This is a genomic window from Pseudomonas sp. SJZ080, from assembly GCF_007828295.1.
In the GTDB taxonomy this organism is placed as follows: Bacteria; Pseudomonadota; Gammaproteobacteria; order Pseudomonadales; family Pseudomonadaceae; genus Aquipseudomonas; species Aquipseudomonas migulae_A.
On the sequence record NZ_VIUK01000002.1, the window covers coordinates 133,905 to 146,348 of the forward strand.

The following is a 12,444-nucleotide window of genomic DNA, read 5'->3' on the forward strand; positions in this document are numbered from 1 at the left end:
AACGGCAGCATGACACGGTTGACTTGCGACATCCGCTTATCGCCTAATGGATCCATCAAAACAAAAACAAGCGCTGACCTGGAGAATGTTCATGTACCCAAAAAACACGTGGTACGTCGCCTGCACCCCCGATGAAATTGCACAAGGCCCCCTCGGGCGGCAGATCTGCGGCGAAAAAATCGTTTTCTATCGCAGCCAGGAAAACCAGGTTGCAGCGGTCGAGGACTTTTGCCCGCACCGCGGCGCGCCGCTCTCATTGGGCTATGTCGAAAACGGCAACCTTGTGTGCGGCTATCACGGTCTGGTCATGGGTTGCGACGGCAAAACGGTCGAAATGCCAGGGCAACGGGTACGCGGCTTCCCTTGCAACAAGACTTTCGCGGTGGTCGAACGTTACGGTTTTATCTGGGTCTGGCCTGGTGAACAGGACAAGGCCGACCCGACACTGATCCACCACCTGGAGTGGGCCGTGAGCGATCAATGGGCGTACGGCGGCGGTCTGTTCCACATCGGCTGCGACTATCGCCTGATGATCGACAACCTCATGGATCTGACGCACGAAACCTACGTACATGCGTCCAGCATCGGCCAGAAAGAAATCGATGAGGCCGCCCCGACCACGACGGTCGAGGGCGACGAAGTGGTCACCGCACGCCACATGGAAAACATCATGGCGCCGCCGTTCTGGCGCATGGCCTTGCGCGGCAATAATCTGGCCGATGATGTGCCGGTGGACCGCTGGCAAATCTGCCGCTTCTCGCCACCCAGTCACGTACTGATCGAAGTGGGTGTCGCCCATGCCGGCAAAGGCGGCTACCACGCCGACGCCGAGTTCAAAGCTTCAAGCATCGTGGTCGACTTCATCACCCCGGAAACCGACACCTCCATCTGGTACTTCTGGGGCATGGCGCGCAACTTCAATCCTCAGGATGAAGCACTCACCGCGACCATTCGCGAGGGTCAGGGGAAGATTTTCAGTGAAGACCTGGAGATGCTCGAACGCCAGCAGCAAAACCTGCTGGACCACCCCCAGCGCAATGTGCTCAAGCTCAATATCGATGCGGGCGGCGTGCAGTCACGCCGTGTCCTGGAACGCATCATCGCCAGCGAGCGAGCCCCCGAACCGCAATTGATCGCCACCGTTCAATAGGCTGGCCAGGGCACGCCATGTCGTGCCCGTCCCTTGCGCAGCACACGTTCAAAATAACCAGAAGTGACCACTGCGGTGGCAACGCTCCGAGGATGAAGCATGATCGATGTAGTGGTGGTATCGCGCAAAAACGAAGCTCAGGACATCTGCAGCTATGAATTGGCCTGCGTCAATGACAGCGCACTGCCCGGTTTCAGTGCCGGCGCGCACATTGACGTGCACCTGCCCGGCGGACTCATCCGTCAATACTCCCTGTGCAATCACCCCGAAGAGCGCCACCGTTACCTGATCGGTGTGCTCAAGGATCCAGACTCGCGCGGCGGCTCGCAATGCCTGCACGAACAGATCAACACTGGAGATCGCCTGCGCATCAGCGAGCCACGCAATCTGTTCCCGCTGGCACACCAGGCCAGGCGCAGCCTGTTGTTTGCCGGCGGCATCGGTATCACACCGATTCTGTGCATGGCTGAACGTCTTGCACACAGCGACGCGGACTTCGAGATGCATTACTGCGCACGCTCAAGCGAGCGTGCAGCCTTTGTCGAACGAATCAGGAACTCGTCTTTCGCCGACCGGGTATTTCTGCATTTCGATGAACAACCCGAAACAGCGCTGAACGCCGCCAGGGTATTGGCCCAGCCAGGAGAAAACGTTCATCTGTATGTTTGCGGGCCGGGGGGTTTTATGCAGCACGTGCTGGACAGCGCCAAGGCTCAAGGCTGGCAGGAAGACTCGCTGCACCGCGAATACTTTGCCGCCACGCCAGCCGATACCAGCAACGACGGAAGCTTTTCGGTCAAGGTCGGCAGCACCGGCCAGGTCTTCGAAGTCCCGGCCGACAAGACCGTGGTTCAAGTACTGGAAAGCCATGGCATCGATATCGCCATGTCCTGCGAACAGGGCATTTGCGGCACGTGCCTGACCAGGGTACTGGAGGGCGTGCCGGATCACCGCGACCTGTTCCTCACCGAAAATGAGCAGGCACTCAATGATCAGTTCACTCCGTGCTGCTCGCGCTCGAAATCACCGCTGCTGGTGCTGGACCTCTGAAAAGGCCGAGCCTCACTCAGAGCGGTGAATGACCTTCATCCGCTCATTGGCTGTCGCAGAACCAAATATCTCGGCATAGCGCAGGGTAGCGTTGGCGTGTTCGCGCATGATCGCTTCGGCGCGGGCCCCCTGGCGATTGATCAGGGCATCGAAGACGGAATGATGTTGCATGTGGGCGAAGTTGAAACGCCGATACTCGCGGACCATGTCGTTACGATCCACCGCCAGCGCGGTCACCGAAGCAAACGGCAGGTGGTCATTGCGCGCCAGCGCATCGGCGATGGCCGGGTTGTGGCTGCCGTCGACGATCACCTGATGGAAACGCATGTTGAGGTCATGGTAGACCTCCAGATCGTCTTCTGTGACATAGCCCTTGTCGAACAACTCGTCACCTTGCAGCAGGCATAGTTCCAGGATCGCGCGCCCCTCTGCCGAAAGCCCGCGCTCGGCGGTCTGACGCGCCGCCAGGCCTTCGAGCACTCCGCGCACCTCGACGGCACCGGCGATGTCATCGGCACTGACCGAGCGCACCTGAAACCCTCGACCGCCGAACCGCACCAACAACCCTTCCTGTTCGAGGGTTCGAAAAGCCATACGTACCGGCATCCGGGACACCCCGAACAGCTGCGCCGTGGGAATTTCCATCAGTCGTTCGCCAGCAGCCAGCTCTCCCGAGGCGATCATCTTGCGCAGCGCTACCAGCACCAACTGACCGGGCTTACTCATCCAGGCAACTTCCAGAAAACGTGGGCGGCCATAGTAACGCAAGCCTTGCACAAGCTGGAGATCAACTCGCACAGCAGCAAATACGCAAAAAAGAAGCTCGCGGTTTCCAGTTTGCCAGCGCGCAGGAGGCTATAGGGCTCAGTCGCGGTACTGCGGGTTCTCGATCAGCACGGCCATGCCCTGCCCGCCACCGACACAGGCAGCGGCGATCCCATAGCGCAGATTCTGCTCGCGCAACTGCCGGGCCAGCGTCATCACCAGACGCAGGCCGGTGGCGGCCAATGGATGGCCGAGGGCAATTGAGCCGCCACGGCGGTTGAGCTTGTTGGTGTCCAGCTCCAGCGCCTTGGCCACTGCCAGCACCTGCGCCCCCTGCGCCTCGTTGATTTCAAACAGGGCGATATCATCCTGCGCCAACCCGCTGCGTTGCAGCAGCAGCTGGATCGCCGGAGCCGGGCCGATCCCCATGAACTCCGGGGCCACACCGACCACCGCCGCCAGCAGGTTTGCCAGTGCCGGTCGCGTACCCGCCGTTGCGCGGCCGACCAGAGCCGCCGCTGCACCGTCCACCACCGCACAGCTGTTACCAGCGGTTTGCACACCCCCCGCATGAATCGCCCGCAACGTCGCCAACGCGAGGAAATCAGTGGGCCGAATGTGGCTGTCGAGGGTGACTGCGTCTACCCGACGCGGCAGCGTAATGCCCCGAGGCTGATAGCCGTCCAGATCGAATGACTCGTTGCGCACTGCGACGATTTCATCGGCGAACCAGTCAGAAGTCTGCGCTTGCAACGCTTGCTCGTGGCTGTTGAGGGCATAGGTATCCACCGCTTCGCGACTCAGGACATGACGCCGGGCAAGGTTTTCCGCCGTGGCGATCATGTCCAGTCCCGGTGCCGGGTCGTACAGCGCCTCCCAGAGGAAATCCTTGAAATCCACCGACGCACCGAGACGAAATCCGTCCCGATGGGTGTAGGCAGCAATCGGGTTGCGCGACATGGATTCGGCGCCCACGCACAGCGCCAGTTCCACGCCGTCGCGAAGTTGCTCACCGGCCTGGCGCAACAGCTCAAAACCGGTCGCGCAAATGCGCTGCACCGCCAGCGCCGGCACCTGTTGCGGCACACCGCTGTAAAGACCGATGTGGCGTGGCAGCAAGTAGGCGTCGAAGCTGGCCTGGGCCATGGAGCCCGCCAGCACACTGTCGACCGCTCGCGGATCGAACCCGGCACGGGCCAGCACCTCACGACCGACCTTGATGCCCAGATCGATGGGCGACACCTGAGCCAGCGCACCACCGACGTCAATCCAGGGCGTGCGCACGGCCTCAAGAATCGCCACATCGGTGAAGGCCGAATACTGCCCTGCGTAACTCAAGACCGTGGACCGGCGCGCAGGATCGAGAGGTCTTCGCCTCGATACAGCGCCTCAACCTTGTCGGCACGCCATTGCAAGACCGCCCGCTGGTTGATCGAGCCTTTGTCGGTGATTTCACCGCGATCGATGGAGGCGGGTTCATCGAGCAGCGCGATCCATTCCAGGCGGCTGGCATTGCCGGTGGCGTCGCGGTTGAGCCGTTGCAGCCAATCACCAAACCACTGACGCACCGGCGCGCTGGCCAGGACCTCGGCATCACTAGCGTCCGGACTCAAACCGGCCAGACGTCGGCATTCGTACAGCCGAGGAAAGACCAGCGCACCCAGACATTCGCGGTCCGGCGCGGCCACCACCATATCCTGAACATAGGGCGAACCTTCGAGCACTGCGCGATTGCGTAACGGGCCAACGCTGACAAACACGCCGGAGCTCAGTTTGAAGTCCTCGGCAATGCGCCCGTCGAACATCAGCCCCAGTTGTGGATCACGGGCATCGGCCAGTTTCAGCGCATCGCCGGAACAGTAGAAACCTTGTTCGTCGAACACTTCGGCGGTCTGCTGTGGTGCACGCCAATAACCGGGCATGATGTGCGGCCCGCGAAAACGCCCCTCCAGCTTGCCGTCCACCGGCACCAGCCGCACTTCACAACCGGGAGCCGGCAGGCCGATATAACCGGCCATGGACAGTGGCCCGGTGGTGAAGGTGCAAGACGGTGCCGCCTCGGTCATTCCGAGCCCTGCCATCATGCGAATGCGTTCGCCACAATGCTGTTCGGCGACCCGGTCCAGGCGATCCCAAATCCTCTGGGACAAGCCGGCAGCGGCGAAAAAGAACAGCTTCATGCGCGAGAAAAAACGTTCACGCAACTCGCCATCCTGCTCCAGGGCGTTGACCAGTTCTTCCCAGCCCTTGGGCACAGTCAGGTAGGCGGTGGGCGATACCTCTTTGAGGTTGCGCAGTGTTTCGGCAAAACCCTGGGCGGTCGGCTTGCCATCGTCCAGGTAAAAGGTGCCGCCGTTGTACAGTACGATGCCAACGTTGTGGCTGCCGCCGAAGGTGTGATTCCACGGCAACCAATCCACCAGCACCGGTGGTTCTTCGCCGAATACCGGGAAGGTCTGCAACAGCATCTGTTGGTTGGCGCAGAGCATGCGCTGGGTGGTGACCACCGCCTTGGGCAGCCTGGTGGAGCCGGAGGTAAACAGAAACTTGGCGATGCTGTCCGGCCCGGTCGCCGTGAAGGCGCAATCGGCCTCGGCACCGCCGGGCTGCTCCAGCAGGCCGGCAAAGCTCATCTGACTCCGGCCCGGTATTTGGCCATGCACGGTGATCAGCGGCGTGTCAGCCGGCACCACCGCATCGATTGCCCGCTGATAGGTCGAGGCGTCGCTGACAAACACCAGGCCCGGTTGTAGCAGGTCGCAGACATGCCGCAACTTGGCGAAATCCTGAGACAACAACGAATAGGCCGGTGAGACCGGGCTATAGGGAATGCCCGCGTACATGGCGCCCAGAGCAATTTGCAAATGCTCGATGTCGTTGCCCGAGAGGATCGCCAGCGGTCGTTCGGCCGAAAGCCCATAACTGAGCAGGCTTTGGGCAATGGCGCGGACGCTGGTCAGCATCTCAGCGTAACTCACCCGGCGCCAGTCGCCGCCGTCCTGGCGAGCAGCGATAAAGGTCTGTTGCGGGCGCACCTGTGCCCAGTGCACCAGGCGATCGAGCAGGCGTGCGGGCAACTCAGCCAAAGGCTCCAGGGAGCGCATGTGCAAAATGCCCTGCTCTTCGCTGACCTCGACCGCTGGACGGCCGATGGATACGTGGCGATAGCGCGGCGCACTGGCTTCGTTCTGGGGTGGCGATCTGAATTCGGAACTCACGTGCTTGTTCTCCATCAAGGCACACCACGGCTCGCACAAATGCGTTCACCGGGGCATGGCAGCCTGCGACTGCAGCCTCGTTATTGTTATGTCTGGCCTGCACGCGGGCGACGATCGCTCTCAAGCGTTCGTCGCCCAAAGGTGCGACGTCTGCTCAGATCGGGTAGTGCCGCGGTCCGTTCTGCAAGGTCACCCAACGTAACTGAGTGAAGTGCTCGATGGACGCCTTGCCGCCAAAACTGCCATAGCCGCTGGACTTGACTCCGCCGAAGGGCATCTGCGCCTCGTCGTGCACGGTCGGGCCGTTGATATGGCAGATACCCGATTCGACCCGCTGAGCCAAGGCCAGAGCGCGGCTAGTGTCGCGACTGAAGATCGCCGCCGACAAGCCGAATTCGGAATCGTTGGCCAAGTGCAACAGCTCTTCGTCGCCCTCGCCTCGTAGCACCACCGCCACCGGGCCAAAGGATTCTTCGCGGTACAGACGCATGGCATCGGTGACGCCGTCGAGCAAGGTCGGCTGCAGAATGCTGCCCTCCAGCTGACCACCCGCAACCAGGGCTGCGCCCTTATCGAGGGCATCGTCGATCAACAGTTTGATGCGTTCACCGGCATTGCTGTCCACCAGAGAACCGAGGACCGAACCTTCGGCATTGGGATTGCCCGCGGGCAAGGTGGCGATCTTCGCCGCCAGCCTGGCGACAAAGTCATCGGCCACTTTGGCATCGACAATCAGGCGCTCGGTGGACATGCAAATCTGGCCCTGATTAAAGAAGGCGCCAAAGGCCGCCGCCTCCACCGCTGCATCCAGGTCGGCATCCTCCAGCACCAGGAACGGCGCCTTGCCTCCCAGCTCCAGTAACGCCGGTTTGAGATGACGCGCCGACAGTTCGCCGACGATGCGCCCAACATGGGTCGAACCGGTGAAGTTGACCCGACGCACCGCCGGGTTGGCGATCAGCCGTTCAACAATCGCCGCGGCATCCTGGGGCGCGTTGCTGATGACGTTGACCACGCCATCACCGAGGCCGGCGTCTTGCAACACTTGACCGATCAGCCGGTGCACCGCCGGGCTCAGTTCCGACGCCTTGAGCACCACGGTGTTGCCGCAGGCCAACGGCATGGCGATAGCGCGAGTGGCGAGGATCACCGGCGCGTTCCAGGGCGCGATGCCCAGCACCACGCCGCAGGGTTGACGCAAGGCCATGGCGAAGCTGCCGGGCACATCGGAGGGAATAATTTCGCCGGTGATCTGGGTGGTCATGCACGCGGCTTCGCGCAGCATGTTGGACGCCAGGTGCACATTGAAACCGTACCAGTTGGCCATGGCACCAGTCTCGCCGGCCGCCGCGATGAACTCCGCGCAGCGAGCCTGCAACTGCTCAGCCGCGCGCAGCAACCGGGTACGTCGCTCGTTGGGGGCCAGGGCCGCCCAGGCGGGGAATGCCGCTTTGGCCGCGGCGACCGCAGCATCGGCATCTTCCAGGGTGGCGGCGGCAACGCGCGACACAACTTCACCGGTCACCGGATTACGCCGTTCGAAAGTTCGACCGTCTCGGGCGGGGCACGACTGGCCGCCAATCAGCAGGGGCACGTCCAGCATGGTGATTCCTCTTTATTGTCTTTATCGGGAATACGTTCGAGGGGTTCACAGTAGCGCCGAGGCGCCGGGGCGAACAGCTGGCGGACGCTCGATCGCCCGGCCAGCTCGCCTTGATTTCAACGCCGCAATTCAGCGCTTGTAAGTCTGCAAACCGGGCTTGATGCTCTTGTCGTCGAGGAACTGCTTCATGCCCTGCTCGCGGCCACCTTCGGCGTCCAGCAGGCGTGACTGATCGAGCTTGGCGTACAGGTAATCTTCGTTCTGCTCCCAGGTGAGTTCGCGGCAACGCTTGAAGCCATGCTTGGCCGCGCGCAGCACCACCGGGTTCTTCTCCAACAGATTACGCGCCAGTTCGATTGTCACGTCACGCAGTTGCGCCAGGGGTACGCTCTCGTTGACCAGGCCCATTTCGGCGGCTTTTTGACCATCAAAGGTCTTGCCGGTCATGATGTAGTACAGCGACTGGCGATGCCCCACGGTGTCGGCCATGGCTTTGCTCACCAGGTTGCCCGGCGGAATGCCCCAGTTGATTTCCGACAGGCCGAAGGTCGCTTCATCGGCGCAGATCGCCAGGTCACAGGCCACCAGCGGGCTGAAACCACCACCAAAGCACCAGCCGTTGACCATGGCGATGGTCGGCTTGGCGTACATGCGCAGCAGTTTCCATTGCCATTGAGAGGCTTCGCGACGGATTTTTTCCTGAAGGATTTCCGGGCCGGCGTCCACTTCACGGAAGTATTCCTTGAGGTCCATGCCTGCGGTCCAGGCTTCGCCCGCACCGGTCAGCACCAGTACACCGGCGTCTGGATCCTGCTCCAGGGTTTCCAGAACGTCGATCATCTCGCGGTTCAGGGTCGGGCTCATGGCGTTGCGTTTTTCCGGGCGGTTGAGGATGACCCACGCGATGCCTTCCTCGATTTCCACTTTGACGGTTGTCCAGCGACCTTCGTAATTGCTCATGGTGATGCTCTCTTGTTCTTGGCTTGACGATGGGTAAAAACTAAACCGACAAATTAGTTATGTCAATTAACTATTAATTGAATTAACCAAATATTTTTCGCCATCGAGCTCCATGGAAGGGCGACGTGTTAGGCTCCTGACATAGCTATTCCTGTCCAACCTCGTCAAACTAGATACCTTTATTAACCTGAAACCCGAGGGATTTTCCCGCAATGGCCAAGTCGTCCAAAAATGTCGCTGCCCCAGAAGCCCTGGCCGTCAACGCTGAAATTCAGGCGCCGATGGACTCCGCATTGGACGAGCTGATCGGTTACGCCATGCGCCGGGCCCAGTTGAAACTGTTCCAGAATCTGATCAGCCGACTTGCGGCCCACGACTTGCGGCCCGCCCAGTTCTCGGCCCTGGCGATCATCGAGCAGCACCCCGGACTGATGCAGTCCGACCTGGCCAAAGCCCTGGCTATCGAACCGCCCCAAGTGGTGCCGCTGCTTAACAAACTCGAAGAGCGCGCGCTCGCGGTACGGGTACGTTGCAAACCGGACAAACGCTCCTATGGGATATTCCTGAGCAAGACCGGCGAGACGCTACTCAAGGAGTTGAAGCTGATTGCCGCCGAGAGCGACATGGATGCCACGTCCGCTCTCGACAGTCAGGAACGCGAAGAACTGCTCAGGTTGCTGAAAAAGGTCTATCAAGCCTGAAACGCGAACGCCGGCGCGCTCTTGGGGAGCGGCCGGATTCATTACAAGTGAAACGGCTTACCAGATCGGCACGGTGTAGAGCACCAGAAAGCGCGTCTGGTTTTCATCGCGAAACGCCGCGTCGGCGGGGAAGTCGTTGCGATAGATCGACTTGCGCGCCATCAGCCCGACATTCTTCAGCGGACCACTCTGGATCACATACCCCAGCTCCATCTGGAACTCCCGTTCCTTGCGGTCGTCGGCATTCAACGCCGCCAGTTCGATATGGTCACCGCGCACATAACGCAGCCGGCTCTTCAGGCCAGGCACCCCGGCGGCGGCGAAGTCATAATCGTACATCGCTTGCCAGGTCCGCTCCTTGGCATTGAGAAAGTCCGAGCTCATGGTCAGCTCGCTCATGCCCATCAACTCGGTGCCCGACACATAGGGCGTCGCTGTGTCGCCACTGGCGTGCATATAGCCGAGGCTCAGACGATGGCCGCCAAAGCGATAGCCGAACAGCGCCGAGAGGTTGCGGTTGTCCACTTTGCCGGCCTTGGCGCTGCCGTCTTCATCGCTGAAAAAACTGCGCAGGTCGCTGGTCAGCGTGCCCTCGCCCACCTGCAGATTGTGCAGCAAGGCCAGGGTGTTCTGCTGATACAGGTCCGCCACTTCGGCGTGATAAGCGCGCAGGCTAAGGTTCTTGTTCACCTGGTAATCGCCGCCGACATAGGCCATGTGCGATGAGGTGGCCGCGCCATTGAAACGCCGGTTCGGCGAAGCGATGCTCATTGGCTGGTAGTCGGTGGAATCACGCTTGTTGATGCGATCGATGTAGCCGGTGTTGAAGATCAGTCCGTCGATGTCCTTTGAGCTGAGCGTGGTGCCGCGAAAAGTCTGCGGCAGCAGCCGCGACGGGCTGGCGAAAGCGAATGGCAGGAAGATCGACACGTCGCCGGTTTTCACCGTGGTTTGGGCAACACGCATCTTGGCAGTCATGGCCAGGCGCGAATACTCGTCCGCCGCGCGCTTGTCGCTGCTAGACACCGGCAGCAACTCGGTGCCGCTGCGGTCCGGCGCCGAATCCAGCTTGCCCCCCATCAACCCACGAGCGTCCAGGCCGAAGCCGACACTCCCCGGGGTAAAGCCCGACTCCACGTTCATGATGAAACCCTGAGCCCATTCCCGTGCCGCGGTTTTCGCCCCGTCATCCTTGTAGTCCCGATCCAGGTAGTAATTGCGCAAGGTCAAGGTGCCGTGACTGTCATCGATAAAACCGTCAGCCAGCGCCGATGGCGCAATCAAACTCAGGCCCAGCAAGGCCAGGTGGCGTGCGCGAACAGGTAAGGTTGAATCCGCCACAAGGGCGTCCCAAGGAAGGTTTGGCATGTTCGATGTCCACTTATTGTTGTTGTTTTTTGAACGGGACTGTTGGGACTATCCCGGAGATCTGCAGCCAGAGAATGGAAACAGCCTGGCGTGGCGTCAATCGCGAGCGACCGATAAACGAACATTAATGTAATTATCTATTTTTCGAGCAACTCTCTATCGCCACGCCATATACCTGATTTAATTGACTTAAATGGTGTTTTTTAGCGAAAAATCTTTTGTATTCATTTTTTAGTTATATTTGTTAATCTTATTTCAGCCCTGTCATCGCCTCGTGAGAACAGGCTCGCGCTCATCCGTCAGCACACCAACAAAAACAATAATGAGGTTCGCCATGGACACCCCATCACGTCGTACGACGCTGACCATTGCCCTGTGTTTTATCGTTGCACTGATCGAAGGTTTCGACCTGCAAGCTGCCGGTACTGCCGCCGCGGGCCTGCGCCAGACCTTTGCCCTGGACCCGAAATCGATGGGCTGGGTATTCAGCGCCGGAATTATCGGTTTGCTGCCGGGCGCCTTTTTCGGTGGCTGGATTGCCGATCGAATCGGCCGCAAGAAAATCCTCATCGCAGCGGTGCTGCTGTTCGGTGTGTTCTCCCTTAGCACCGCTTACGTCAGCAGTTTCTCTGGCCTGCTACTGGCTCGCTTCATGACTGGCCTGGGCCTGGGCGCCGCCTTGCCCAACCTGATCGCCCTGTGTGCCGAGGCCGTGGGTGAGCAGCGTCGCGGTACCGCGATCAGCATCATGTATGCCGGCGTGCCGTTGGGCGGCGCATTGGCGGCGGTGGTCGCCATGCTCTTCACCGAGCATTGGCAGACGACCTTCATCATCGGCGGGCTCGCACCCTTGCTGGTGGTGCCGCTGATGATCCTGCTGCTGCCCGAGTCAAGCGCCTTTCGCCAGCAACAAGGCACCGTCACCGTGGCCCGCGCTTCAACCGTCCAGGCGTTATTCGGCGAAGACCGGGCTCGCGTCACCCTGGCGTTGTGGCTCAGCTACTTCTTCACCCTGACTGTGATGTACATGTTGCTCAACTGGCTGCCATCACTGCTGCTGGAACAAGGGTTCAGCAAAGCCGAAGCTGGCCTGGTGCAGATGCTGTTCAACATCGGCGGCGCCCTCGGCTCATTACTTGGCGGGGTGCTACTGGATCGCTGTAACGGCGTCAAGGTGGTGCTGTCCGTATACGCCGGATTGCTGGCAGCGCTGACCGGGGTCGGTCTGTCGGTGGGCATCGTCCCCATGGCCATCGCCGGGTTTTGCGCAGGGTTGTTTGTGATGGCCGCGCAGTTGGTGCTTTACGCCCTGGCACCACCTTCGTACCCGACTTCGGTGCGTGCCACCGGCGTCGGCGCAGCGGTAGCCATCGGTCGTCTGGGGTCGGTGGCCGGTCCCCTGGCCGCGGGGCAGATTCTGGCGGCCGGGGCCGGCACCACTGGGGTGTTACTGGCGACTTCACCGGGGTTGGTGATTGCAGCACTGACCATTATCAGTGTGATTGTCCGATCGGACCCGCAAACTGCGCCCGAGCTGAGGACGGCGAACCCGGTCGCGGACAAACCCTGACTGCGCCCTCTGCCACAGAAACAAGAAAAGAGACCGAGGTCTCTTTTCTTGTTTTCAGC

Annotated in this window: 10 protein-coding genes; 4 read left to right on the plus strand and 6 right to left on the minus strand. The window is 60.8% G+C overall.

Annotated features, from left to right (window positions below):
- The first annotated feature begins 91 nt into the window (after positions 1-91).
- Positions 92-1,150: an aromatic ring-hydroxylating dioxygenase subunit alpha gene (locus tag FBY04_RS03095; RefSeq protein ID WP_084320050.1), complete on the plus strand. Its 1,059-nt coding sequence runs from the start codon at positions 92-94 to the stop codon at positions 1,148-1,150.
- A 99-nt stretch (positions 1,151-1,249) separates the two neighbouring features.
- Positions 1,250-2,200 carry a PDR/VanB family oxidoreductase gene (locus FBY04_RS03100; RefSeq protein WP_084320052.1) on the plus strand — a complete coding sequence of 317 codons (951 nt, stop codon included), beginning with the start codon at positions 1,250-1,252 and terminating at the stop codon, positions 2,198-2,200.
- 12 nt (positions 2,201-2,212) lie between these two features.
- On the opposite strand, the gene FBY04_RS03105 is transcribed toward FBY04_RS03100, so the two are convergent.
- The 5 genes from FBY04_RS03105 to FBY04_RS03125 all read right to left on the minus strand — a co-directional run bounded on the left by FBY04_RS03105 (position 2,213) and on the right by FBY04_RS03125 (position 8,746).
- Positions 2,213-2,926, minus strand: coding sequence for a GntR family transcriptional regulator (locus FBY04_RS03105; RefSeq protein ID WP_084320054.1), 714 nt, complete (start codon positions 2,924-2,926; stop codon positions 2,213-2,215).
- Between the two features lie 138 nt (positions 2,927-3,064).
- On the minus strand, positions 3,065-4,303 hold the full coding sequence (locus FBY04_RS03110; protein WP_145314485.1) for a thiolase family protein: 1,239 nt from the start codon (positions 4,301-4,303) through the stop codon (positions 3,065-3,067).
- Positions 4,300-6,183, minus strand: a complete 1,884-nt coding sequence (locus FBY04_RS03115; protein ID WP_145314486.1) for a feruloyl-CoA synthase — start codon at positions 6,181-6,183, stop codon at positions 4,300-4,302. Before FBY04_RS03115 ends, FBY04_RS03110 begins: the two co-directional genes overlap by 4 nt.
- A gap of 154 nt (positions 6,184-6,337) precedes the next feature.
- Positions 6,338-7,786: an aldehyde dehydrogenase gene (locus tag FBY04_RS03120; protein WP_084320056.1), complete on the minus strand. Its 1,449-nt coding sequence runs from the start codon at positions 7,784-7,786 to the stop codon at positions 6,338-6,340.
- Between the two features lie 129 nt (positions 7,787-7,915).
- Positions 7,916-8,746 carry a p-hydroxycinnamoyl CoA hydratase/lyase gene (locus FBY04_RS03125; RefSeq protein ID WP_145314487.1) on the minus strand — a complete coding sequence of 277 codons (831 nt, stop codon included), beginning with the start codon at positions 8,744-8,746 and terminating at the stop codon, positions 7,916-7,918.
- 212 nt (positions 8,747-8,958) lie between these two features.
- Here FBY04_RS03125 and FBY04_RS03130 point away from each other — a divergent pair, with 212 nt between their 5' ends.
- A complete protein-coding gene (locus tag FBY04_RS03130; protein ID WP_084320057.1) occupies positions 8,959-9,447 on the plus strand; it encodes a MarR family winged helix-turn-helix transcriptional regulator in 489 nt (162 codons plus the stop codon).
- A gap of 57 nt (positions 9,448-9,504) precedes the next feature.
- Here FBY04_RS03130 and FBY04_RS03135 read toward each other — a convergent pair whose 3' ends face one another.
- Positions 9,505-10,815, minus strand: a complete 1,311-nt coding sequence (locus FBY04_RS03135; RefSeq protein ID WP_145314488.1) for an OprD family porin — start codon at positions 10,813-10,815, stop codon at positions 9,505-9,507.
- Positions 10,816-11,149: 334 nt separating this feature from the next.
- Between FBY04_RS03135 and mhpT the strand changes: the two genes are divergently transcribed.
- Positions 11,150-12,385, plus strand: a complete 1,236-nt coding sequence (gene mhpT, locus FBY04_RS03140; protein WP_145314489.1) for a 3-(3-hydroxy-phenyl)propionate transporter MhpT — start codon at positions 11,150-11,152, stop codon at positions 12,383-12,385.
- Positions 12,386-12,444 lie beyond the last annotated feature (59 nt).

What these genes read in the sequence shown, in the direction of transcription:
- FBY04_RS03105 (WP_084320054.1), bottom strand. Translation starts at nt 2,926, where the DNA reads ATGAGTAAGCCCGGTCAGTTGGTGCTGGTAGCGCTGCGCAAGATGATC.
- FBY04_RS03125 (WP_145314487.1), bottom strand. Translation starts at nt 8,746, where the DNA reads ATGAGCAATTACGAAGGTCGCTGGACAACCGTCAAAGTGGAAATCGAG.
- FBY04_RS03095 (WP_084320050.1), top strand. Translation starts at nt 92, where the DNA reads ATGTACCCAAAAAACACGTGGTACGTCGCCTGCACCCCCGATGAAATT.
- FBY04_RS03130 (WP_084320057.1), top strand. Translation starts at nt 8,959, where the DNA reads ATGGCCAAGTCGTCCAAAAATGTCGCTGCCCCAGAAGCCCTGGCCGTC.
- FBY04_RS03135 (WP_145314488.1), bottom strand. Translation starts at nt 10,815, where the DNA reads ATGCCAAACCTTCCTTGGGACGCCCTTGTGGCGGATTCAACCTTACCT.
- mhpT (WP_145314489.1), top strand. Translation starts at nt 11,150, where the DNA reads ATGGACACCCCATCACGTCGTACGACGCTGACCATTGCCCTGTGTTTT.
- FBY04_RS03100 (WP_084320052.1), top strand. Translation starts at nt 1,250, where the DNA reads ATGATCGATGTAGTGGTGGTATCGCGCAAAAACGAAGCTCAGGACATC.
- FBY04_RS03120 (WP_084320056.1), bottom strand. Translation starts at nt 7,786, where the DNA reads ATGCTGGACGTGCCCCTGCTGATTGGCGGCCAGTCGTGCCCCGCCCGA.